Origin of the sequence: Aeoliella sp., assembly GCF_965227375.1 — a bacterium.
GTDB lineage: Bacteria > Planctomycetota > Planctomycetia > Pirellulales > Lacipirellulaceae > Aeoliella.
In genome coordinates this window covers 2,441,476-2,465,800 of the sequence record NZ_CBDDFX010000002.1, presented here as the reverse complement: position 1 = coordinate 2,465,800, position 24,325 = coordinate 2,441,476, and the positions used below count along the sequence as shown (strand labels likewise).

The window sequence follows — 24,325 nt, the reverse complement described above, 5'->3', positions numbered from 1 at the left end:
GCAGGTCGTTAGGCTAACGTGGGTGAGGTTTGCCGCGACCGCTGTTCGGCAAGCCGCATCCGCCACAAGCATAGTCTAGCTGGACCGGTGCTTCGTTGGCAACTTGCATTCAAACACGAGTGAAGACCGATCGGTAAATGGGCAGCCCATCTTTCCGCTTTCGCCGCTCAAAGTGAGTGCGATAGTCGAGGTCGTGCTCTGGGGATTTCTCTTCTACCGGCTCCGGGCCACGCAAGTCGGCGACGTCGGCCAGCAATTCGAGAGTTGTGTGGAAGTACTCTTCTACGTCGGTCCAAAAATGGAACAAGCCATCCGACTGAATAGTTCGTGCTGCATCGGCCAGAAACTCCGGTGTGAGAACTCGGCGTTTGCGATGCCGCTTCTTCCACCAGGGATCGGGAAAATAAACGTGCACGGCTGCCAAGCTGGCGTTGGGCAGCATCTCGCGAAACAGTCGCAGGCCATCGCCAGAGACCATCACCGCATTGTCCAGCTGCCGTTTGGCGAGTCTCGATGCCGAGAAGCGGGCGTACTTGTGGGCGACCTCAATGCCCAGAAAGTTATGCTCTGGCATGGCTCGGGCCGCGTTCTGCAGGAACAGTCCTTTGCCGCTCCCCACTTCTACCTCCAGCGGAGCCTCCCGCCCGAACAATGCAACCGGGTCCCATGGCTCGGGCAACTGGTCGAGCGTCTTCAGATGCCGATGGAGGTCGAGCGAAGGATCAATCGAAGGTACAGCCCGGCGGCCCATAAGCGAATTCAGTCGTTACTCAAGAGAGGAAAGTGTTTGTCTGGTGCGACGCTACTGGCGTTCGGTCAGCGGCTTGGGATCTTCGAATTGGAACAGCTTGTCGGTTTCCTTGTTCCAGTCCTCGCCGGGTGGTGGGCGGCCAATGGCTAGCAGCGGCATGAGCAGCAGTCCTGCCACAAACCCGCCAATATGGGCCCAGTGAGCCACGCCTGAGGCAACGTTCCACTGGAGGATGGCCGCCAGGGTCTCCAGCACCATCCACAGGCCCAGCAGAATGAACGCCGGAACATCCAGCAGCAGGGGAATGCCCAGGAAGACGATTGTCTTGACCTTCGCCCATGGGAAAGTCAGCGCGTACGCGCCCAGCACCGCCGCGACGGCACCGCTGGCGCCGATCACGGGGATTTTACTCTCGGGATCGATGGCCCAATGGCACAGAGTCGCCACCACGCCACCGGCCACATAAAACATCACGAATACAAAATGGCCCAGCCGATCTTCGACGTTGTTGCCGAAAATCCAGAGCATCCACATGTTCATGATCAGGTGCAGCCAACCTGCGTGCATAAACATGGTGGTAAACATCGTGCTGTAGACCGACAGCGAGTTGTTCGGCAGATCCAGCTCAAGGATATCCTGCGGAGCCTTTTGACCGTTGGGAAGCACCTTCTCCGGGCCGATGGGTTGTCGGATGCGGACTGGCTGTGGGTCGTCAACGTGAGTGAGCCGCAGCGGAATAAAGCCGTGCTCGAACGCGACCTCCGCCTGTCGGCGAGCGGGAAGCAGATGCGTTTGCCACGTGATCCACACGTTCACCACGATGAGCAGAATGGTCATCAGCGGAAAGCGGCGGTGCGGATTGATGTCGTAGAGTGGGATCATGGCGTGTGCGTGAAGGTGCGCAGCCGCTCGATCGATCCTTCGCGCGACGCGGAGTGCCTGCGGCGCTACCGCTTATTGGAATCCATGTCCTGGATGGTTTCTACCGGAATCGAAACGCCCACCAGCTCGCCCTCGCACACCAATGCCGTGTCGACGAATGCCTGGAATGCGCAACGAATCATGGCCCGCGGGCGGATAGCCAGCCGCTTGCAGACCAATAGCAGGCGGTCGCCCGGGCGGACGATGCCCCGGAAGCGCACCTTATCGAGTCCGCCAAACCCCATCATGTTCACATCCATCGCCCCGTGCTTCTGCACCTGATAGGTGCATAGCTGGGCGGCCGCCTCACAGATCAACACGCCCGGCAATAGCGGCATGCCTGGCATGTGGCCACGGATCCAGAACTCCTGATCCGTCATGTCTTTGTAGCCGGCTGCAATGCCTTGTTCCGGGTCGTCGTACACAACCGCGGAGATTTGCTCCATCTCGTGGCGCTGCGGGATGTGCTTGCGTATCTCGTCCATTTCCGCCAACACGCGGTTCAGGTCGAGTTCCGCCGGATCGAGAATCAGGTCCTTCTCGGGCACGCCAGGTTCTCTAGAGGAGGAATGTTGTTGCAACCGAGCGCAGCGCACTCGAACGCCGTCGGCGCCGCCAAGGCCCGTAGGCCGGGCAGGGCTTTAGGTCTTCACCTTTTGGCGACGTTCCTTGCGAGGGCGGCTGCACGCAGGGCGGGCGCCGTGGTTGGCTTTCTTGACTTTTCTACCGGGCTTGGCCATCGGAATATCTCGTAGTGGGGAGGTAAATGGGGAGGGGCTAGCTACGGACGACCGCCAAAGCGGCCTAAGCCCCGCAGTATAGCAATTCTGCTCGGTGGGAGAAAGCGCCAAGCGGGAACGGCTCGGACGACCCGAATACCTACTTCGACTTGGCCCGCAAATCCCAGGCGTCCAGCCAGGTCAGCTCGACCGGTTTGAGTCCGAAGTCCTTCTCAAGCCGTTTTCCCATGTCGTCCAGGTGCCCCGCGCCGTAGAACACTCCCAGCTTGGTCTTGCCAGCATCGATTTGCTCGCGCAGCACCTCCAGGGCGGCCTTGTTGCGTTCGGTGATCAGTGTCGAGCCCTCTTCGCCGCCAAAGGCGGTAAGCAACGATTCCATCTCGGCCAATTGACCGGCCATGGCAATCTTCAGCCGCCGAGGGCGATCCTTGGCGAACAATGCTTGCATCAGGTCGATGTCTGGAGTCGCTCCTTCGGCATTCATCGCTTGCTGGTGGGCGATCGACTGGCCCATCAAGCGGAAATACATCTTCAGGAAGCTCTCTTCTTTGGCCTTCATGCTCTCGAAGAATTCATCGGGCGACATATCGGCGTGGACGAAGTTCTCTTTCGTATAATCCACTTTTTCCAGTTGGTGCTCCAGTTCCAGCATCGACTTCATCCCGTTCTGCATGGCGCCCAGGGCATGGCGACTGGAGGCCTTGGTGCCGGGTTCGATGCGGGTACCCTCCGGGGCTACCAATTCATAGAGCAGAGCGTCGTATTGCTCGAATCGTTTGTTGAGTACCTCGTAGTAGGCTGCGTCGCCCACGTGTACGGCACCTACCAGATCGACCACGACCGCTGGCTTGCCGGCCTCGGGCGTGGAGCGATAGCGGATGATGGCCGTTTGCATGGCCAGCGGGGTGCCTTTGTCGTCCTTCTTCACTCGCACCCACTCGCTGCCGAGCTTCTCGGCCTCGGCGGTATCGGGCTCCGCAGCAGGCGGAGCCACTGCTGGCTGCGAGTTCGCCACACTGGCGGCTAGCCAGATGCTAGCGGCCAGGACGCCCAAGCAAGGTGGAATCGTCGAGATCTGAGTCAAACGGATGGCAGTCTGGTTCATGACGGGAATTCGCAATCCGGGATATTTGGCAAAAACACGCCCTAAGTATACGTTCGCCACCCGGTTGGCGGCAATTCGCACTTCAGATCAGCCAGGGGTTCGATACCGGCGTATCTGGGGGCACGTGGGCGTGAAACTCGCGATTTTCGTTACTCCTTACCAATGTTACTCAACTCCTACGACCGGCGCTTCCGATACTACCCACACAGACAAACTCCAATTCGGGGTCGGCGCGATAGACACGCGCCGTCCCGCCGCGCCTCAGCAAAAGGGTAGTTAACGCACATGTCTGCCTCTTCACTCAAAAACACATTGCTGGCAGTGCTTATTGCGACAGGTCTCGCAACGAATGCATCTGCTCAAATCGACAGCCAGTGCAGTCCGTTCTACTGCGAGTCGAACGACATGCGGTTCTTTGAACCGGTGGACCTCGACCTAGACTGCGGGGGCTGCGATTGCCAGTGCGGCTTCTTCTTCCACTACGACAAGCTTGCCTGGGCCAGTACCGGGGAACGGGTGGAGGTGGGCGATCCGAATACGGTTCAAACCGCGTTCCGGGTGTACGGTGGCGTCCCACTCGATCCGGTCACGTCGCAGCCTATTCAGCCGCCCACCATTACCAACAGCATTCACAATGCGGTCCCACGAGCGGATTTCGACACCGGCGATCGCTACGAGTTTGGCTACTGGAGCGAAGACGGCAAGGGCTGGTTGTTCAGCGTGCTGAATGGCCCGGACAATATTCAAGGTGTGAACCTTGGTATTTATCAGACGGTGCGTGGCACGGCCAACCAGCCTGATACCGACGACGACGATGATCCAGATGTTGTGGACGACAACTTCCTGCCGGATGACGGCCCACCTTATTCGCCTTTGGGAACCGTGTTTGTATCGTTCCGCACGGATCCTGGCTTGCTGGTCGGCTTCCTCGACCTGGACGATAGTGCGGTGGTCGGAGGTCTTCTGCCGGGCGACGCGAATGGCGATGGCTGGCTCGATGGCGACGACGTGGCTGACGATAGAAACAACAACGGTCAGCACGGTGCCCAGGGCTTCGACCTGGACGGCGACGGCGTGGTCGACACACTGATCTTTGGATTCCCACCCGACTATGGTGATGGTGTCACCTTGACCACCGGTTATAACACGGTTGAGGTCCGCAACACGCTGAAGATCAACGGTTTTGAGATGATGAGGGCTTACCGCCTGAAGAACGACCACTTCCTGGTCAGGAATCAGAATAACTTCTTCCAAGTGAGCGCTGGTGCTCGATTCTACCAGCTGGACGACAACTTCCTGTTCGCCGGCTACGATGGCTTCATCATGGGCGACGGCCGCTGGGACACCACGATTGTCAACAACATCGTTGGTCCCCAGGTGGGCTTCAACTGGAGGCACAAACGAGGACGTTGGACTATTGAGAGCGATGGTAAGTTCATGTTCGGTTACAATATTCAGGACTGGACGCAAACCGGTTTCATCATGGAAGGAGCCGTTCCGGCGAGAGTGAACAGCACCTACTTCCTGCGAGGCAAGTCGTTCTCCTACGGCAAGGCAACCAACGAGTTCTCTCCAGTGGGCGAACTGCGATTGAATGCCAAGTACCGATTGACGGACAACATCGATGTCCGCCTGGGGTGGACGGGAACGTTCGTTGACAACGTCCGCCGGGCCGGCGTGGCAGTCGACTACGCCTTGTACGACGATGGCCGTGTGATGGGCTTCCGCGATGCGGGCACCCAAGATATCTTCTCCACCGGCGTGAACGTCGGCGTGGAAATCCGCCAGTAGGTCGTCCTGAGAAACGTCAAAAACGTGCAAAACCGGTAAACTCAGCCTAGAAGCCGCTAGCAACCCACGTGTTGCTAGCGGCTCTTTGTTTGGTAACAATGTTGCATTGTATGGTCATGTATTGGATGGTTGACCCGTGAGAGTGCCGGTGTGGCCGGAATGGCCGCTGAAGTTACCGTGACGTTTGCGACCCTTAGAGCCGTTTCAATAGGGCGGAAGTCCGACGATCACCGCTGGAGGGCGATGATTGGTCGATGAAGGGAGAGTACACGAAATCCGATCGTGTGCTTCATCCCCTCCCCCCAGTCATTGCCAAGCCCCCCAACCCAGCATGAATGTCTCCTCCGCCACGAGTGCGGCTCGGTCGCCACGCGTGACACTGCCCAGTTGGGGCAGTGGTCGACCCATCGTCGACCGGCACGCCTTGGACTCGACAAAACCCTCCATTTCCAGCGAAGTCGAATTCTCCATCCATACTCTGGTTGAACTGCTCCGCATGCGAGCCGCTGAACTGGACGACCAACTGGCTTTTAGCTATGCGGTCGATGGCGATCAGAAGCTGCAGCACCTGTCTTATGCCGAGCTCGACTTGCAAGCGCGTGCCATTGCGGCCCGATTGCAGCAAGCTGGGCTCACCGGCGGCCGCGCGTTGTTGCTCTATCCTTCGGGGCTCGATTTCGTAGCGGCATTCTTCGGCTGCTTGTACGCCGGAGTCGTCGCCGTGCCGGCTTACCCGCCGCGGCGCAACCGGAATGCGGACCGCATCGATCGCGTGGTTCAGGATGCGGATGCCTCGGTAGTGCTCTCCACCGAGCACGCGTTGTTGCGCACCGATGGCATGCTCGATTCCGAAGCGGTGCTGCGCAAGCTTCCCTGGTGGGCGACCGATCAGTTTGATTCGTCCGAGGCCAGCAATTGGCAGCCAACTCTTGCAGGGCCCGACGACTTGGCCTTCCTGCAGTACACTTCCGGCTCCACTGGCGATCCCAAGGGGGTGATGCTCACGCACCGCAACCTGTTGGCCAACGCCGCGGTGATCCGCGAAGGGTTCGAGACCTCGCGAGACGATCGCGCGGTGTTTTGGCTACCCTTGTATCACGACATGGGATTGATTGGCGGAGTGATCGAGCCATTGTACGCCGGCACGTATTGCACGCTGATGTCACCGGCTCACTTCCTGCAGCAGCCGGTCCGGTGGCTGCAGATGATCTCCACGACCGGCGCAACGATTAGCGGTGGGCCGAACTTTGCCTATGACCTGTGTGTCGAACGGATTACCGACGAGCAGGCGGCCGCTCTCGACCTAAGTAGCTGGAGTCTGGCGTTCAACGGCGCCGAGCCGATACGTACCGAGACGCTTGACCGCTTCGCCCAAAAGTTTGCCGCGCACGGTTTCCGCCGCGAAGCTTTCTACCCCTGCTATGGACTCGCCGAGTCGACGCTGTTGGTCGCTGGTGGCGAGCGTCTGCCGGCGCCGCGGACCAGCACGGTGGACGCCTCGGCCCTGCAGGAGGGTCGCCTCGAAGTGCCTGAAGCCAACGACAAGACGTGCACCATGCAAACTCTGGTGTCGTGTGGTCATGGGCTTCTGGATCAGGATGTCCGGATTGTCGACCCCGAATCAAAACGCGAATGCGCCCATGGCGAAGTGGGCGAGATTTGGGTAGCTGGCACGAGCGTCTCGCAAGGTTACTGGCGGCGCGAGGGGCTCTCTGCCGATGTGTTCGCCGCCAAGCTGCCGGGCAACGAGAAACGCTACCTGCGAACTGGCGACTTAGGCGTGTCGGACGGGGCCGGTTTGTTTGTGGTCGGTCGTCGCAAGGATCTCGTGATCATTCGCGGGGTGAATTACTACCCGCATGATATCGAGAACTCGGCTCGTTCGGTCGACACCGCGCTGTCGAGCACTCGTTCCGCGGCGTTCGCCATCGAGGGCGACTGTGGCGAGCAACTGGTAGTGGTCCAAGAACTGGCCCGCCGCCAGAAGCAGCAGGCGGCCCAGCTGGCCGAAGCTATCAGCCGTCGAGTAGCCGAAGTGCACGAAGTTCCGTGCACCGAAGTGGTGATGGTCGCGCCAAACTCGCTACCCAAAACCTCCAGCGGTAAACTGCAACGCTACGCCTGTCGCCAGCAGTATCTGGCTGGCGAGTTGAACGTCGTTGCCACTACTAGTTCGACAAGCAACGCTGCATCACTAATGCATGACGAAACTCCAAACGGTGGAGCCACGAATATAGTCCTGCAGGTCATCCGCAAAGTTGCCGGCGACCGTGCACGTGGCGTAGGCTTGCAAACCGACTTGGTAACGCTGGGTCTCGATTCGCTAGAGCGAATGGAGATTGTCGCCCTGCTGGAAGACACGTTCGGCGGCCGCTTCTCCGAAGAAGCCGTGCTCGACATGCAGACTCCGGCCGACATCGTCGAGAAGATTGAATCCGAGTTCGGTCGCCTGAACGCTGTGCCCAAGGAGAAACGCGAGCCGGAACCCGGCGACTACGACTTCGCCCAGTCGCCTGAGTATCGTTCGTTGCAGAATTCTCTGGCCTTGACCGAGCAGGAAGGGCTGCCCAACCCCTACTTCACGGTTCACGAAGGGGTCACTAACGATCGCACGACCATCGATGGTCGGCGGATGGTGAATTTCTGCAGTTACAACTACCTGGGAATGTCGGGCGACCCGTTGGTGGTGGCTGCTGCGCAGCAAGCCACTGCTAGGTACGGAACAAGCGTTTCCGCCAGTCGACTTGTTTCCGGCGAGAAGCCACTGCACGGCCAGTTGGAAACCGCCATCGCCGATTTCCTTGGCGTCGAGTCGGCCATCACGATGGTCGGCGGCCACGCCACGAACGAAACCACGATTGGACATTTGTTTGGTCCCGGCGATCTGATTCTGCACGACGCCTTGTCGCACAACAGCATTGTGCAGGGCTGCAAGCTCTCCGGTGCCCGTCGGCGGGCGTTCCCGCATAACGATCCCACAGCTTGTCGCGAGTTGTTGGCCAAGTGCCGCAACGAGTATCGTCGCGTGTTGATCGTGATCGAAGGCGTCTACAGCATGGATGGCGACGTTGCCCCGCTGCCGGAATTCGTCGAGATCAAGGAGAAGTACAAGGCCTATCTGATGGTCGACGAAGCCCACTCGCTGGGCACCATTGGTCCTGGCGGTCGTGGCATCGCGGCCCACTTTGGAATCGACGCCCGGCGTGTGGACCTGTGGATGGGCACTATGAGCAAGTCGCTCGGCAGTTGTGGCGGCTACATCGCTGCTCGCCGTGAGATAGTCGAGTACCTGAAGTACACCGCACCGGGATTCGTCTATAGCGTTGGTTTGTCGCCGGCCAATACGGCCGCGGCGCTGGCGTCGCTCATGCAGATCGAGCAACATCCCCAACGAGTGGCGAAGCTGCAGGAAAACGCCTCGCTGTTCCTGTCGCTAGCCAACGAAGCTGGGCTCGACACGGGCGCCAGTCGCGGAACACCCATCATTCCGGTCATCACCGGTAGCTCGCCCATTGCACTACGGCTGTCCGATCGGTTGTTCCGCGCGGGCATCAACGTGCAACCCATTTTGCACCCGGCAGTGGAGGAGCAGGCCGCGCGATTGCGATTCTTCCTCACAAGCGATCACACGCCCGAGCAGATTCGCACCACTGTGGCCCTGACCGCCAAGCACGCACGCGAATTAGCCAAAAGCAATTCAGCGGCATAAATCCTTAGGCGAGCCGGAAGCGTCAGCGCCCGGAGAAAGCGTGCCATTGCGACTACACCTCCAGTCGCTAACGCACCTGGTTCGCCAAGTGCTCGCTTGAGGCCTTCTGCGGGGATATAATGAAGGTTCTCCTATACTCTGTCCACGCTATGAGAGATTGCCATGTCGCAAGCCATTGTCGACCCGAATGAACTGCGACGATTTGCCGCCAATTTGAAGAAGTTCAACGCCGAACTCGAGGCGGGGCTTACCGCACTCTCCGGGCAGTTGCACTCGCTGAGCGCCACCTGGCGCGACCAAGAGCACAAGAAGTTCGTCGAGGAGTTCGAGCAACACATCAAAGCCATCGCCCGCACCATCGAAGCTACGAACGAACACGCCCCGTTCTTGATCCGCAAAGCAGAGCGGATCGAGGACTACCTGACGCAGCGGTAGGGACTGGGAGCAACGGCTATGGTGATCGGCGTTTTGTCCGACACTCACGATCAGCTCGACCGCACCGAACGCGCCGTCTCTCTCTTGCAGTGCAACCAAGCGGAATTGCTGGTACATTGTGGAGACATTACAACTCGCCCCATCATCGAGGCTTGCTCGAGACTACCGTTCTACTTTGTGTTTGGAAATCACGACTGCGATATGGTGCCGGAGTTGATGCAAGCTGCGGAAGAGTTTGACGCGAACTGTTTGGAGTGGGGGGGCACGTTTGAGGTTTCCGGCAGTCGGATCGGTGTAACACACGGCCATCTTCGGTCGGACCTGCGATCCGTTTTGGCCAGCGACCCCGAGCTTTTGCTAACGGGGCACTTTCACGAGAGAGCCGATTGGATAGAAGGACAGGTGAGGAGAGTGTGCCCTGGATCGCTTCATCGTGCGGATCAATTCACGGTGGCAACGATTAACCTCGTGACAAATGCTGTGAGTTTCCATCAGATAGATTGAAGAGATCTCTGTGCCCTCGGTGGTGAAACAGTAATGTCCGGACCCGCCTACGTTCACAACACGGAAGCCATCGAGCAGGTGAGGGTGGCGCTGGCGAAGTTTGCGCACGAGATCGACGAGGGGCTCACGGAGATTGCCGCCGAAAGCAGGCGGCTATTGGACTGGTTGGAGCACGATCGGCCGCGGTATTGGAAAAACCAGGTGCGCATGGCGTGGGACGCGGTGGAGCAGGCCAAGAAGGACCTGCATCGCTGCTTGATGTATCCGGTGGCCGACGAACGGCCCAGTTGCACGGAGCAGCGCGCCGCCCTGAAGAAGGCTCAGGCCCATTTGGCTTACTGTGAGCAGAAGTCCGAGCGGCTGAAAAACTGGTGTCGCGAAGTCCGCCACGAACTGTTCGAATACGAAGGCCGCATCGCCCAGCTCAAGACCTGCGGCGAGATCGACGTCCCTCAGGCGATGGCCGCCCTGGGGCGTTTGCTCGCCCGCATCGACGAGTATCATCAGATGGGCTCTCCCAGCGGGATTCCGAAGTTGGACATGTCAGTCGTGATGGGCAACGCGAGAGACGAGCCGGATCAGGAAGCCGATGAGACCGACGTCAAACGCGACAGCGAATAATGTGGAGCTATTCGAACGATGAAATCATGTGATTTACAATCCGGCGCAGGTCGCATCCGCCGAGCGCTGGAGCATCTAGAACTTGCCTGGGCGGAAGCCACGGACGAGTGGAACGACGAGGCGAGCCGCGCGTTCCAGGAGCATCACTTGGAGCCCGTGATTCCCGTGGTGAAGACCGCACTGGACGCCATAGGCAGGATGGATCTGCTGCTGCGGGAAGCCCAGCGAGATTGCGAGCGTTGAGGATTTGTTTTCTGTTGGCGACGTTTAGTTCGTCGGCCTTTGGTACTTGAATTTCGGACATCGACTTGCTTTCTACTCGACGCCAACTCGAACTGATGCGAGACCTGCAACGGCTCGCCAACCAGCGACAACTCGAAGAAGAGCGGATTGCTCGCGATTACGAGCAGGCCAGAAAGTCGGCAGAAGGCCAGTGCACCGAGCGCACCGAGCAAGCGGAGGCTCGGTACCAGCAGCAAACCAAAGAGCAGGAAGAGTCACACAACAGCCGCATCGAGTTGCTGCAGACGGAGTACGAGCAGGTTCGCAGTAGCACGCAAGCCGAATACAAGCAGATTCGCGAGCAAACCGAAGCGAAGTACACGTCGACTGTCCGCACAACCAAGGACGACAAGAAACAGGCGGCGTGGCAAGCGCTAGCAGTGTTCGATGCAGCCAAGAACAATCCCCGCGAGGCGCTTGCCGCCACGCAGCAGGAGCTCGCCGGCCAGCAAGCGCACATCGATCAACTGCACGCCGATGTGGAGGAGATTCTCCGCACTCGGCGGCTATGGCGCGAAGAGCTTCCCTCACTCCCGCCTTCCTCCGAGACGAACTCGGAAGATGCCGAGAAGCCCGAGAGTGTGGAGGTCGCCAAGGCCAAGATCGCTCAGCGGATCGATTCGGCGCGCAGTCTGGTAAGCGAGATGCAAAGTCGGCGGAGTTCGCAACTATTCGAGGGATTCACCCCGTTCGCGGTGCCGGTGATCGTATGGCTCGTGTTGCTAGTGGCGTTGGGTTTCGTCGTCGGCTGGCCCAACTGGCCAGTATGGCTGGCCGGCAGCCTAGCAGGCGCGGCCCTGGTATGCGGCCTGGGCGGCTTCGTGCTTCGCCGGCGTTTGGTCAAATGGGCCACCGACGCCTATTCCAAATTCGCCGCGGAAACCGCTGCCTCGCGCGGGGCGATCGACCTGGCAGTGCTGGTCGCCCGCGATCAGAGCCGGCGGGAAGCGGCCCAACTGATCGAGATTCGCGACAAAGACCTCGCCGAAGCCGAAACTACCGCCCGCACCGCGCTGGCAGAGATCGAAAGCTGGCAAGAGTCGACCTTGTCGGCCGCGCATGAGAAGTATCCAGCGCTGCTCGCCAAGCTGAAAGACAACAACCAGCGAGACACCGCCACGGCTGAGACGGAACATCGGGCCACCATGCTCCAATTGCGCGAGCAGCACGATGCTGCGAGCAAGCAGGCCAAAGCCGACCGCGACGCGGCGCTCCAAGCGGCTCGCGAACAAAAGCAGGGCGATTGGCAAGCGATGCGCGACGCATGGTTCACCGGCTTCGAGGCAATTCGCAGCGAGCTGGGCGAGATGCATAGGCGGTGCGACCAATTATTCCCCGACTGGAACCAAACCGACTATGCGGCGTGGCCAAAGCCGACCGAGCCGACCGAAGCGATTCAGTTCGGCGCGGCGACGTTGGACCTGGCCAAGGTCAAACACACCCTCAGCAGCAACCCGGAGCTGCGCCCCGAAGTATCCGAACTCGAGTTACCTACTTTGGTCACGCTCCGCGAACAACCTTCGTTGGTCGCTAGCGCCGACGGCGAGGGCAGGGCGGTGGCGGTCGAACTGCTGCAAACTCTGATGGTTCGCTTCCTCACCGCGATGCCGCCGGGCAAGGTGCGGTTCACGATTTGCGATCCGGTGAGCCTGGGAGAGAGCTTCTCTTCGTTCATGCATCTTGCCGACCACGACGAAGGGTTGATCAACGGCCGCATTTGGTCGGAATCGCGAGACATTGACGAGCAACTCACCCGACTCACTGCCCACATGGAGACCATTCTGCAGAAGTATCTGCGGAACGAGTACGCTTCGATCCACGAGTACAACGAGCAGGCGGGCGAGGTGGCCGAGCCGTTTCAGGTGCTCACGATCGCCAACTTCCCGCACGGTTTCTCCGACACCTCCGCACGTCGCCTGTTGAGCCTCGTGGCCGGCGGCCCGCGATGCGGTATCTATGTGCTGCTGTCGCACGATCGCAAGCAGCGGATGCCGAACGATTTCGCGATGGACGATCTGGTGTCGCCTTCGGTGTTCCTCGATTGGGTCGAGTCGGCCGGTCGGTTTGTGTGGCGTTACCCGGCCTTCGAACGCATGCCGCTAGAGCTGCCACCGACTTTGGAAAGCGAAGCCTTGGTCCGTTTGATCAAACAAGCGGGCAAGGAGGCCAAGGACTCGATTCGGGTGGAAGTGCCGTTCGAAGTCGTGGCGCCGGACGCGGACAAATTGTGGACTGGCACGTGCGATCGCGAGTTGGCCATCCCCGTTGGCCGTGCCGGCGCGAACCGCCTGCAGTACGTTCGCTTGGGCAAAGGTACCGCGCAGCATCTGCTGGTCGCCGGAAAGACCGGTTCGGGTAAGTCGACGTTCCTGCACGCGCTAGTCACGAGCGGGGCGATGCACTTCAGTCCCGACGAGCTGCAGTTCTACCTGGTCGACTTCAAGAAAGGCGTTGAGTTCAAGTCGTACGCGACGCACAACCTGCCTCACGCCGAGGTGATCGCGATTGAGAGCGAACGTGAGTTCGGCCTCAGCGTTTTGGAACGCCTCGACGAGGAACTCCGCCGCCGCGGTGAGAAATTCCGCGAAGCGGGCGTGCAGAGTTTGGGCGACTACCGCGCCGACCATCCCAGCGACTCGATGCCTCGCGTGCTGCTGGTGATTGACGAGTTCCAGGAGCTGTTCGTCGAAGATGATAAGCTGGCTCAAGAGGCCGGGCTGCTGCTCGATCGTTTGGTTCGGCAAGGTCGTGCGTTCGGCATGCACGTGTTGCTGGGTTCACAGACTTTGTCAGGAGCGTATTCGCTCGCCCGCAGTACGTTGGGACAGATGGCGGTCCGGGTGGCGCTGCAGTGCAGCGAGGCAGATGCTCATCTGATCCTGAGCGACGAGCGCAATCAGGCCGCGCGATTCCTTAGTCGTCCCGGCGAGGCGATTTACAACGACCAGAATGGCCTCGTGTCCGGCAATCAGCCGTTCCAAGTAGTTTGGCTGCCCGATCGCGAGCGGGCGGGGCACTTGGCGGAGGTCGACCAGTTGCGGAGCCAGCGGGGACGCGGTCCGCACGAGGCAATTGTGTTCGAAGGCAACGCACCGGCCGACCCGTTGGAGAACATGGCCTTGGTGTCGCTCTTGGCAGGGGACGTAGCCAGCGTCGCGGCGAGCGGTTCCAACACACCACCCACCGCGTGGTTGGGCTCTGCCGTGGCGATAAAGCCGCCCACATCGGTTGCCTTCGCGCCGCACGGCGGCAGCAATCTGTTGGTCGTGGGCCAACAGCCTGCCGCGGCGCTTGGCGTGATGACCACGGCGGTGATTTCGTTGGCCGCCGTCGAGCCGAAGGCGAAGTTCTACGTGATGGACGGAACCCGCCCGGGCGAAGTGGGCGAAGGGATGTGGCAGCGAGTCACAGCGGCGATGGGCGACGCGGCGGAACTTGTCGAGCCACGCAACGTGCCCGATGTGCTGCAGCAGGTCACAACAGAGCTCACCCGCCGCGACACCAAAGGGGACGACGCGGCGTCGCCCATCTTCCTGGTGATTCACAATGCATCGCGGCTACGCGATTTGCGAAAGAGCGAAGACGACTTCAGTTTCTCGATGGACCGCGACAAACCACCAGCGCCTGACAAGCAGCTTGCCGAGATCCTCAAGAACGGCCCGCAATGGGGAATCCACACTTTGGTGTGGTGTGACGGCTACAACGCGGTCACTCGGTTGTTCGACCGATTGGCGCTGCGTGAGTTCGAAATGCGGGTGGTGTTCCAGATGTCGGCCGCCGACAGCAGCAATTTGCTCGACACGCCGGCCGCCAGCCAGCTCTCACCGCATCGCGCGTTGATCTACAACGACGAGACTGGCGAGGCCGAGAAGTTCCGTCCCTACGGCCTGCCGACCGACGAGTGGCTGCAGCAGGCGGCTCGCGGCCTTGAGCAGCGGCAGCCTGTCGACAAGGCGTGACCCGTTTCGTAGGGACCTCGTAGCTGCCGCAGCACGCACCAATAGCGCACTGGTGGGTTCCACGAGTTCCGAATGGGAAAAAGTGGAAAAACGCACGGACTTTGTGGGCTACGAGTCCTCCGGCTTGCCCTGGAGGGCGTAGCCGAACTGCGGTAGTCGTGCTACGCTAACAGTGCTGTCCACCCACCCGGGGGACGCACCTGTTGGGTGTCGATTCACGCCGCAGGTGGGAGGGAACGAAAAGAGCAGTCCGCTGGGCCCACTCCGGGGAGACCCACCCGGTTGAGCGGAGCCTGACTGCTGTAAGAATACATAGGAACAACTGCCGCATTGACCGCGACCAGCCGGTCCGATCACAAGGAGAAAGCATATGACGACACCATCCAAGTCAGTTCCCAAAAGCGCCGAGTTGAAGATCGGTGATCAGTCGCTCGACCTTCCTGTGGTGGTGGGGACCGAGAACGAGGTGTCGGTGGATATCTCGGAGATGCGGGAGAAGACCGGCGTCATTACGCTGGACGAAGGGTACCGCAACACGGGGTCGGTAAGGTCGGACATTACCTTCATCAACGGCGAAGAGGGTATTCTCCGCTACCGTGGCATCCCCATCGAACAACTCGCCGAGAAATCGACCTTCGTCGAAACGGCCATGCTGCTGATCTTTGGCGAACTTCCCACTCAGGATCAACTTGCTCACTTCCGCGACCTGCTCTCCGAGCACGAGATGATCCACGAGGGAATGCGCAATTCGTTCCTCGGATTTCCTTCGAGTGGCCATCCGATGCCGATCCTGTCGGCGATGATCAACACCATGTCCTGCTACAACTCAGATACGTGGGACATCGAAGGGGATAAGGACATCGAGAACGCCGCCGCCCGGCTGTTGTCGAAGATTCGCACCGTCGCTGCGTACGCCTACCGTACCTCGCGGGGGCTGCCGCTCATCTATCCCGAACCCGACTACAGCTACTGCCGCAACTTCCTGCACCTGATGTTTTCGCAGCCCACGCACGCGCAGGAATTCGACCCCGACATCCTGCGGGCGTTGTCGTTGTTCTTGATTCTGCACGCTGACCACGAGCAAAACTGCTCGACCTCGACCGTGCGAATGGTCGCCTCGGCCGGTGCAAACCTGTTCGCCTCGTGTGCCGCCGGCGTATGTGCCCTGTGGGGGCCGCTGCACGGTGGTGCCAACGTGGCGGTCATCGAGCAACTGGAGCGGCTGCACGAGTCGGAGACCAACGTCGATCAACTGATGGAAGACGTCAAGCAGAAAAAGGAGAAGCTATTTGGCTTCGGTCATGGCGTTTACAAGCACTACGACCCGCGGGCGATGATCCTTCGCAAGCAGACTGCCAAGGTGCTGGACAAGCTGGGCCGCAAGGATCCACTGATGGACATCGCCAAGCGGCTGGAGGAAGTTGCCCTCAGCGACGATTACTTCGTCAGCCGCAACCTGTACCCCAACGTCGACTTCTACTCGGGTATCCTGCTGCGGGCCATCGGCATTCCCACCAACATGTACACGGTGATGTTCGCCATCGGCCGCATGCCTGGCTGGATCGCCAACTGGAAGGAAGTTCGCGACTCCAACAGCCGCATCTACCGTCCCCGCCAGGTCTACATGGGTCCCACCGAGCGTGACTACGTCGATCGCGACAAGCGGTAGCGGAGCGTAATTGCGAAAGCCGGTTCTCGCGGAGGCAGGAGGTGTGCCTCCGGCTACAATCTATCCGCAGCGAAGCAACTAATCCGCCTCCCAGTGCACTGGTACGGTTTCTTCCCAGTCGTGGTGCGGTGTCGGTGGGCCGCCAGCGACTTGCCAGGTGAACGCCCAGTGAAAGCCAATGCCGGCTAACACCGCCAGGTGCCAGACCTCGTGGTAGCTCACGTAGCCCGGCACCGGGGTGGGCCATTCCAGGCCCAGGCAAACCGCGCCCAGCGTGTACGACAGTCCGCCGGCCACCAGGTACCGAAGGTAGTACAGCCCGTACCGCCGCCAGATCACCACACCCGCCGCGGCGCCCATCCAGCCCATCGCCAGGAAGATCGCCAGGCCGAACCAGGGCGAGAAGGTGTCGAAGTAGATCACTCGGAGCGTCAGCCCTGCAATGGCCACCGCCCACACCGACAGCATCAGCACCCAGCGGGCGATGCCGCTGAACAGGATCATGTACAGCGGTGTGCAGGTGCCGGCAATCATCACAAAGATGGCCGCTACGTCGAGCCGCTTCATGATGGGCCGCACGAAGCCCTCTTCAGAGAACATGTGGTAGACGCCGCTGAGCGACAACAGCGCCACGGACGAGAACGCGAACACCACCAGCGCCCAAGGACTACAATGGTGACGCCAGCCCCGCCGCACGAGTGCCGGCGCGTAGCCCAGACAGAACACCGCACCAATCAAATGCGTGATGCTGCTGACCGGCTCGCGAAATCCGGGGATGCCATATACTGGAACGACGTCGGGCATCGACGAATTGTAGCACGACCCACCGCGAAGCTAACAGAGCACCGTGCGGCGGTTGCGCAACAGCCGAATTGACCGCATGGCTATGCGGTCGTGTCGGTGGATTGCGGTGCGCCGAAGATCGACTTCTCGATGTCCCCGGCCTGTCTCGGCGGTTCGCCGGCTGGGACTTCGTCGGAATCGATCTCGAACCACTCAGGCTTGAACTCAATCCGCTCGTTCTTCTCCATCGCCAGATTGCTGGTCAGAGCGATCACCGCATCGGCCATCGCGACCTTGGGATGGCAGTGCAGTGTTGAGGCGGGCTTGTTGTTGCGTATGCACCAAGCCCAGTGCTCGATCTCTTCTTGGTAGCCCCGGCTGACGTTCTCTGTGGGTACCGCTGCGGCCACAGCGGTGCCGCCGCCCGTTTCGTAAGTGTCCTGAGCTGCAGCAGCCGCGACGTTCACTTCGGTTGGCTTGTTGCCGCCGATCAAGTAGGTCTCACTCTCCCGCTCGAGAATCAGCGTGCCATCGGTGCCCATCACCACTTCGCCATAGCCACCATAGCCGTTACCGTTGATCGAAGAGTACGTGACCACGACCTTCTTGTTGGTATCCTTCTCGCCTTTTGTGGGGTCATCGTCAATGAAGTAGCCCTTGCCGGGATACTCGAACGTGCAATAGACGTGGTCGTCGATGTCACGGTTTTCCTTGTACAGGTGCCGACCTCCCACTCCAGTGACGCTTAGCGGATTCACCTTATGGTGGCCCTTGAACTGCGCCGAGATAAAGATACCCGACGCGTCGAGCTGGTGGCTGCCAAGCTCGGCCATCAGGCCGCCACCGGTGCGGTTCCACAGTCGCCAGCGGATCAGTTCCTCCAGTGGCTGGCAGACGTAGCCGCCAGGTAGCGTGTGCGTCTGATAGCCGTAGGCGGCCGCATTCACGTTGGCATCCTCGATCAGCTTGTCGAGCTGCGCCAGGCACATCTTCCAGCCTTCGAGTTCCTTGCCTTCGAACTTTCCGCTTTTCACTCGGCCAGCGACGCTCTTGTGCTTGCCGATCACGCCGTGCAGTTGGTCAAAGGCCTTTAGGGCCGCCTCGGCTTTGGCAATCTGCTCCTTATTGCCAGCTTTTTTGGCTTCGGCAACTTCCTTTCTTAACGCTCGAATTCCCAGATCGAAGTCACGGGCAGTGAATTTTGCTTCCGGCAGCGGCGGGCGCCAGCTGTCGGCGGTGCGGTGCCACTGGGCGCGGATGTGGTGGATGTCGCCGATGATGTTTTGTTGGATGGTGTCCACCGCATTGGCGTACAGCACGCTATAGTGACGCTGATGTCCGGTGGACAGCAGCACTCCTTCAGCCTCGGCGACGCGGGCCATTTCCTTGCACTCGCCCACGCTGTGGGCCATGAGCTTCTCGGTCAGCACGTGCTTGCCGGCCTTCATCGCGTCGATGGCGCACGGAGCGTGCAGCCATAGCGGCAAGGCGATGATCACCGCTTCGATGTCGTCGTCTTCCAACAGCTCGTCGTATCCGTTGGTATAGACCTTCACGTCCTGGCGAGCATCTTCTTCGTTCTTCCAGCCCTTCGCCTTGCCATAGACGTTCACCAACCCAGGTCGGGCGGGCTGCATCTTGCTCGAGGGCCAGTCGCCGTTAAAGGCTCGCCAGACGTTGGACGGGCGAATGTCGCAAATCGCTTTGACGTCGACGTAGTCGGGATTCAGCGCGCCGATCAGCACGTTGCCCTCGTCGCCGGTGCCAATGATGCCGACGCGGAGCGGTTCGTCAATTTTCTCGTAGGAGAAGTAGGCAGCGCCTAAGCCCAAAGCGCCCACGCCGGCAGTGGCGGTGACTGTTTGGAGGAAGCCGCGACGACTGACTCGCAACGTTTCCTCATAGTGAGCCTTGGCTTCTTTCTTTTGTTCGTCAGTCAATTGCATCGCCTGATAACCTCCAGCGACTTGGATGAAGGGCACCTGAGAGTGCCGTAATGATTGATCTCGTGACTCTGTGCGATACTGCTTATTACTCTTCCCGACGGAACAGCAGCCCATCGAGCCCCGCCCAGGTGCCCGCGCCGATTGCGGCTAACACCAACAGGGCGACAAACTCTATCCCTTGGTACGCGGTCAGCAGCTTAATGGTTGGCAGCACTCCCTCGGCCCAAGGCGGTTGGGTCGAGATGACCGAAAGGAGGAAACCCGCACCCACCACCGCTGCCAGCCGGGTAAATAGGCCGAATATCAACAGCACGCCGACGCCCAGGGTGACCCACGTCACCACCTTGTCGATGGTTTGGATCTTCTTGGGGGGATCGAACGTCGTGGCGAGCCGCTGTTTGGTGGTGGCCGATTTCAGTTGATCTTCGCTCACCAGCGAGCGAAGCTGCTCGTAGAACATGGCCTGTTCGGCCTCGAGATCGGCTACCCACTTGCGGGGTGTAGCCTCCACTTCGGCCTCCTTCCGCTTGATGCGGTCTTCCAGGTAGGCCAACTCCGTCTTGCCCGACTCGCTTTCGTCGAGCATTCCTCGAAGTCGGTCGAGTTCGTGGTGATATTCGGCGACGATCGCACGACGCTGGTCAAAATAGTTCGACAGCCGCTCGAGCTGACGCAGCGTGTAGTAGTCGACGAGCTTGATCTGCTCCTCAGTCATGCCACCGATCTTCTTGAACTTCTCGGCCGTGTCGGTCCAGTCCTTGGCGATGCGGCTGGCCCAAGGACCGTAAGCTTTAGTTGGGAATGGGATGTGTCCCACTTTGTCATCTGCCGCCGTGGAGCCATCCGGCATCTTGGCAATGATCTTCTTTTCTTCGTTTCGCTCGGCTACATACGGCTCTTCCTGCAAACCGGTGTTGCTCAGATACCGACGATCCTTTTCATGCTCAAACTCGCCGGGCCACTCTTCGGTCACCAACTTGTCCCACTCGTGCGGTAGCGGGGCCATCGACTTGTAGAAGTCCTCCATCGGGCCGTTTGCTGAGCGCAAGAAGCCTTCGGATGTCCAGCCGGGTTCGAACTTCTCCAGGCCTGCGCTGAGGAAGTGCCAACCGATGATCAGTCGCAATGCTACGATGGAAACCGCAGCCCACGCGCCGATGCGATAACCGTTGTTCGCCACGCTTGTGCCCTATGTGATGGGAGACCAGACAACACCGCCTAGTGCGGCCGCCTGCTGACATGGTGGGAGGGAGCCGCCGACGTGCACGGGGCAGTGCATCACATCGGCCGCTAGCGACGGCTCCAGCCAGTCGCTACGAACATGATAGCGAAGTTGCAGGAGAATTGCCAACATAGTCGGAAAAAAGAGATTCGAGGCGCCCCAAAAGCAGGAAGCAAGCAGCCGCTGGTCCCTATTCCGTACGTTGGCGATGGCCGGAATGCAACCACGTATTTCGCCCCACAAGGGAATGGCAACCCGGCGGGACTTTGGACAGTGAAACTCGCCGTTTCTCGAGTGTACCCACCATCGTCGCGCCCCCTTCCGCTTGGCATAATAGGGCTGAATTGCGATCGGTTAGCCCAGTCCCCCATTCATTAGCCCACAGCCCCACCGCCAGATGCGAATCGTCCTTTGTTACCCGGTAGAGTCCCAGCATATTGCCCAAATCCAAGCCGCCGCGCCCGACTGGGAGGTGGTCGACGCCGGGCAGGAGCGGATTGCGGAGTTGCTGCCAACGGCCGACATCTACTGTGGGCATGCGAAGGTCCCGGTGCCGTGGGACGAGGTCGTGGCGGCTGGCCGCTTGCAGTGGATTCAGTCGTCGGCCGCGGGCATGGATCACTGCCTGGTGCCGCCGGTCGTGAAGTCCGACATCCTGGTCACCAGCGCCTCGGGAGTGCTGGCCAACCAAGTGGCAGATCACACGATGGCGCTACTCTGCGGGTCGCTCCGGCGGTTGCCGGTGTTCTTCGAGGCGACCGGCAAGCGCGAGTTCATCCGCCGCCCGACCAAAGATCTGCACCACACCACGGTGGGCATCGTGGGCCTGGGCGGCAACGGCCGCCGATTGGCGGAGGTGCTCAGCGTGTTTCAGACCACCATCCTGGCGACCGACTGGTTTCCGGTGAACAAGCCACCGCACGTGGCCGAGCTGCTGGCGGCTGATCAGTTGGACGAAATGCTGCCGCGGTGCGACACGGTAATCCTGGCGGTGCCGCTCAACGACGTGACGCGCGGCATGTTCGACGCGCGGCGGATCGGCCTGATGAAGCCCGGCAGCGTGCTGGTGAACATGGCCCGCGGCCCCGTGGTCGTGGAAGACGCGCTGGTCGACGCCCTCGAAAGCGGCCACCTGTGGGGCGCGGGGCTCGATGTCACGGAAATCGAACCCCTGCCCGAAGATAGCCGGCTGTGGACCGCGCCGAATCTGGTGCTCACTCCTCACGTTGGCGGCCAGTGCAAGACTCGCATTGAGGACATGACGGACTTCTTCTGCGAAAACCTGCGCCGCTACCGCGCCGGCGAGACACTCAAGAACGTGACCGACAAGGAATTGGGTTTTCCATTTCCCGTCGTGGACTAGTCAACTAGACCAAAAAGAAAGCCCGGGCCGCCGCGCGCGGCGGCCCGGGCGTGAAGACTCAAGCACTGCAACCGGTGGTGCAGGCTTCCGCGTGCTGGCCGGTCAATTCCGGCGCGGCGGGGAAGTCGACATCCACGACCGCCAGGTTGTTGAAGTAGTTGGTATAGATGTTCAGCGCCACGTTGCCGACCACTTCGGCAATCGCGTCGTCGCCGAATCCAGCGGCGCGGAACGCTTCGAGTTCGCTATCGGCCACGCGGCCACGCTTCTCGACAACTTGCGTGGCCAATCGTGCCACGGCGCGGCTGGCATCGTCCAAGCCATCGCCACGGCGGGCCGCCTGCACGGCGTCCGGCTCCAGGCCGGCCATCTTGCCCAGCGTCGAGTGGGCCGCCAGGCAGTATTCGCAGCGGTTGGCCTCGCCCACCGCCAGGGCGACGATCTCACGTTGCTTGGCGGTGAGGGCGTCGCCAGAGCCGAGCGCACCTGAGAACTCGAAGTACCCACGCAAGGCGGCCGGCGAGTTGCCCATGGCGCGGACCATGTTGGGAACCTTGCCCAGCTTCGACTTGGCTGCGGCAAACAAACCAGCCTGCGGCGAAGTAGCTTGATCGTCTTGGATTTGAGGTAGACGGGACATGACACTCTCCTTTTGAAACGAAGTTTTGTGATCATTTGAGCTCGAGGCTCGTTGTTTCCTTGCTTAGGCATACGCCGTGCCAAAATCACATGGGCCAACTTAAGTGGTTGTGTTTGAAGGAGTTGTGGCAATTTTCCCGTGATAGCGACACGTAACGAAATATCGCAAAACAGTGAAATGTCGGTTCGAGCACACGAAATGTCGTTATTCTTGAGGTATGAACGCCATGCCTCCCATGACCGCGCTGTTTGGCAATCCCAAGCGACTGCTGCTCGATTTGGCGCAGGAGCGTGATCCCGCGTCGCTGCTCAAGTTATTGGTCACACGGATTGGCAGCTCCGAGGCGGTTGCCCTGGCGCGGCTCTGGCTGGTGAAGCCGGGAGAGGGATGCGAGACCTGCCCGATGGCCGGCGAGTGTCCCGACCGTACGGAGTGCCTGCACCTGGTGGCCAGCAGCGGGCGTTCCATCGCCGAGCCGCCGGAGGACCTCGGTCGACTGGACGGGCGTTTTCGCCGTTTCCCGATCGGGGTGCGCAAGGTTGGCCGGATTGCTGATACCGGCGAAGCCCTCGAGGTGCCCGACCTGGCCGAAGCGCCCGAGTGGATCGTCGACCACGATTGGGTGAAGCGTGAAGGCGTGACTGGTTTCGCGGGCCAGCCCCTGATGCACCACGGCGTGGTGCTCGGCGTGCTTGGAGTGTTCAGCCGCGTGAAGATCGGCACCGCGTGTCTCGATTGGTTGCGGATGATTGCTGACCATGCGGCGGTCGCCATCGCTCACTCGCAGGCGTGGGGCGAAGTGGAGCGACTTCGTACGCGGTTGGAAGAAGAGAATGAGTATCTGCAAGAAGAGGTCGCGATAGAGCAAGGCTTCGGGGAGATGCTCGGCACCAGCCCGGCGCTGCGGAACGTGGGGCAGCAGATCGAACTGGTTGCCCCCACCGACTCAACCGTGTTAGTGCTTGGCGAAAGCGGCGCCGGCAAGGAACTGGTGGCGCGAGAGCTTCACCGCCGGAGCTACCGCGCTTCGCGGCCGTTGATCAAGGTCAACTGCGCGGCCATCCCGCGTGAGTTGTTCGAAAGTGAATTCTTCGGACACGTGAAAGGAGCATTCACCGGCGCGCTGCGCGACCGGGTGGGCCGGTTTGAATTGGCCGATGGCGGTACGCTGTTCCTGGACGAAGTGGGCGAAGTGCCGCTCGACCTGCAGAGCAAGCTGCTCCGAGTATTGCAGGAAGGCGAGATTGAGCGGATCGGCGAGGAGCGGACACGGCGCGTTGATGTGCGAGTGATTGCCGCTACGAATCGCGACCTCCGCGAGGAATCGCGTCATCGGCGGTTTCGCGAAGACTTGTACTACCGACTGAGCGTATTTCCGATCGAGTTGCCCCCGCTGCGCGAGCGTCGCGAAGACGTTGGCATCCTGGCCGACCATTTCCTGCAGCAGGCGGCCCGTCGGTTTGGCGTCGCGCCGCCGCGACTCACCAAAGCCGTGGTGCGCCAATTGGAACAGTACGAATGGCCGGGCAATGTACGAGAGTTGCAGCACGTGGTGGAACGCGCCGTGATCCTGTCGCGCGGCGGGCCATTGAAGGTAAGCCTGGATGCGCCACCGCCCGAGTCAGTGGCGGCGACCGTTCCCGCCGCCGCAGAGCTGCTCACGGACCAGCAGATGCGCGAAATCGAGAGAACCAATCTGCTTCGGGCGCTGGAAGCTGCGGATGGGAAGGTCTATGGCCCTGGCGGTGCTGCGGAGTTGCTGGGACTAAAGCCGACGACGCTTAACTCCCGGCTCAAGGCGATGGGGATTCGGCGCGGGGGTTTCTCTTGATTCGGCTTGCGGTGGGCTCCGTTTTTCAGCGGCCGCGTTCAGGTTTTTAGTTC

20 protein-coding genes are annotated in these 24,325 nt (G+C 60.6%); 10 read left to right on the top strand and 10 right to left on the bottom strand.

Annotated elements, in window-relative coordinates; translation table 11 throughout:
• Positions 1-109: 109 nt before the first annotated feature.
• From trmB to ACQK2L_RS22665, 5 genes are all read right to left on the bottom strand, one after another.
• A complete protein-coding gene (gene trmB, locus ACQK2L_RS22685) occupies positions 110-751 on the bottom strand; it encodes a tRNA (guanosine(46)-N7)-methyltransferase TrmB (protein WP_425399332.1) in 642 nt (213 codons plus the stop codon).
• 51 nt (positions 752-802) lie between these two features.
• Positions 803-1,633, bottom strand: coding sequence for a rhomboid family intramembrane serine protease (locus ACQK2L_RS22680; protein WP_425399331.1), 831 nt, complete (start codon positions 1,631-1,633; stop codon positions 803-805).
• Positions 1,634-1,698: 65 nt separating this feature from the next.
• Entirely contained in the window at positions 1,699-2,220 is a 522-nt protein-coding gene (locus tag ACQK2L_RS22675) for a 3-hydroxyacyl-ACP dehydratase FabZ family protein (RefSeq protein ID WP_425399330.1), read from the bottom strand.
• Between the two features lie 93 nt (positions 2,221-2,313).
• Positions 2,314-2,412, bottom strand: coding sequence for a 50S ribosomal protein bL37 (locus tag ACQK2L_RS22670; RefSeq protein WP_425267245.1), 99 nt, complete (start codon positions 2,410-2,412; stop codon positions 2,314-2,316).
• A gap of 139 nt (positions 2,413-2,551) precedes the next feature.
• Positions 2,552-3,517, bottom strand: coding sequence for a hypothetical protein (locus tag ACQK2L_RS22665; protein WP_425399329.1), 966 nt, complete (start codon positions 3,515-3,517; stop codon positions 2,552-2,554).
• A gap of 285 nt (positions 3,518-3,802) precedes the next feature.
• Here ACQK2L_RS22665 and ACQK2L_RS22660 point away from each other — a divergent pair, with 285 nt between their 5' ends.
• The 8 genes from ACQK2L_RS22660 (at position 3,803) to ACQK2L_RS22625 (ending at position 16,487) form a co-directional block, all read left to right on the top strand.
• Positions 3,803-5,308, top strand: a complete 1,506-nt coding sequence (locus tag ACQK2L_RS22660) for a BBP7 family outer membrane beta-barrel protein (RefSeq protein WP_425399328.1) — start codon at positions 3,803-3,805, stop codon at positions 5,306-5,308.
• A gap of 331 nt (positions 5,309-5,639) precedes the next feature.
• The gene (locus ACQK2L_RS22655) at positions 5,640-9,017 is read left to right on the top strand and encodes an aminotransferase class I/II-fold pyridoxal phosphate-dependent enzyme (RefSeq protein ID WP_425399327.1); all 3,378 of its coding nucleotides are present in this window, start codon (positions 5,640-5,642) and stop codon (positions 9,015-9,017) included.
• A gap of 162 nt (positions 9,018-9,179) precedes the next feature.
• Positions 9,180-9,452 carry a WXG100 family type VII secretion target gene (locus ACQK2L_RS22650; protein WP_252854435.1) on the top strand — a complete coding sequence of 91 codons (273 nt, stop codon included), beginning with the start codon at positions 9,180-9,182 and terminating at the stop codon, positions 9,450-9,452.
• A gap of 18 nt (positions 9,453-9,470) precedes the next feature.
• Positions 9,471-9,956, top strand: coding sequence for a YfcE family phosphodiesterase (locus ACQK2L_RS22645; RefSeq protein WP_425399326.1), 486 nt, complete (start codon positions 9,471-9,473; stop codon positions 9,954-9,956).
• Positions 9,957-9,989: 33 nt separating this feature from the next.
• A complete protein-coding gene (locus ACQK2L_RS22640) occupies positions 9,990-10,577 on the top strand; it encodes a hypothetical protein (RefSeq protein ID WP_425399325.1) in 588 nt (195 codons plus the stop codon).
• Between the two features lie 18 nt (positions 10,578-10,595).
• On the top strand, positions 10,596-10,820 hold the full coding sequence (locus tag ACQK2L_RS22635; RefSeq protein ID WP_425399324.1) for a hypothetical protein: 225 nt from the start codon (positions 10,596-10,598) through the stop codon (positions 10,818-10,820).
• Positions 10,821-10,915: 95 nt separating this feature from the next.
• Complete coding sequence (locus ACQK2L_RS22630) at positions 10,916-14,818, top strand: FtsK/SpoIIIE domain-containing protein (protein ID WP_425399323.1); 3,903 nt, start codon at positions 10,916-10,918, stop codon at positions 14,816-14,818.
• A 370-nt stretch (positions 14,819-15,188) separates the two neighbouring features.
• A complete protein-coding gene (locus ACQK2L_RS22625; protein WP_425399322.1) occupies positions 15,189-16,487 on the top strand; it encodes a citrate synthase in 1,299 nt (432 codons plus the stop codon).
• A gap of 78 nt (positions 16,488-16,565) precedes the next feature.
• Here the strand turns inward: ACQK2L_RS22625 and trhA are convergent, their stop codons facing one another.
• The 4 genes from trhA to ACQK2L_RS22605 all read right to left on the bottom strand — a co-directional run bounded on the left by trhA (position 16,566) and on the right by ACQK2L_RS22605 (position 20,570).
• Positions 16,566-17,291 (bottom strand): PAQR family membrane homeostasis protein TrhA, encoded by a 726-nt coding sequence (gene trhA, locus ACQK2L_RS22620; protein ID WP_425399321.1) that lies wholly within the window; start codon positions 17,289-17,291, stop codon positions 16,566-16,568.
• A gap of 80 nt (positions 17,292-17,371) precedes the next feature.
• The gene (locus tag ACQK2L_RS22615) at positions 17,372-19,252 is read right to left on the bottom strand and encodes a Gfo/Idh/MocA family protein (protein WP_425399320.1); all 1,881 of its coding nucleotides are present in this window, start codon (positions 19,250-19,252) and stop codon (positions 17,372-17,374) included.
• Positions 19,253-19,301: 49 nt separating this feature from the next.
• Positions 19,302-20,396, bottom strand: coding sequence for a DoxX family membrane protein (locus tag ACQK2L_RS22610; protein WP_425399319.1), 1,095 nt, complete (start codon positions 20,394-20,396; stop codon positions 19,302-19,304).
• Positions 20,397-20,405: 9 nt separating this feature from the next.
• Positions 20,406-20,570, bottom strand: coding sequence for a hypothetical protein (locus ACQK2L_RS22605; RefSeq protein ID WP_425399318.1), 165 nt, complete (start codon positions 20,568-20,570; stop codon positions 20,406-20,408).
• A gap of 265 nt (positions 20,571-20,835) precedes the next feature.
• Between ACQK2L_RS22605 and ACQK2L_RS22600 the strand changes: the two genes are divergently transcribed.
• Complete coding sequence (locus ACQK2L_RS22600) at positions 20,836-21,801, top strand: D-2-hydroxyacid dehydrogenase (RefSeq protein ID WP_425399317.1); 966 nt, start codon at positions 20,836-20,838, stop codon at positions 21,799-21,801.
• Between the two features lie 58 nt (positions 21,802-21,859).
• Here ACQK2L_RS22600 and ACQK2L_RS22595 read toward each other — a convergent pair whose 3' ends face one another.
• A complete protein-coding gene (locus tag ACQK2L_RS22595) occupies positions 21,860-22,441 on the bottom strand; it encodes a carboxymuconolactone decarboxylase family protein (RefSeq protein WP_425399316.1) in 582 nt (193 codons plus the stop codon).
• Between the two features lie 226 nt (positions 22,442-22,667).
• Here ACQK2L_RS22595 and ACQK2L_RS22590 point away from each other — a divergent pair, with 226 nt between their 5' ends.
• Positions 22,668-24,272, top strand: coding sequence for a sigma 54-interacting transcriptional regulator (locus ACQK2L_RS22590; protein WP_425399315.1), 1,605 nt, complete (start codon positions 22,668-22,670; stop codon positions 24,270-24,272).
• The last annotated feature ends 53 nt before the right edge of the window (positions 24,273-24,325 follow it).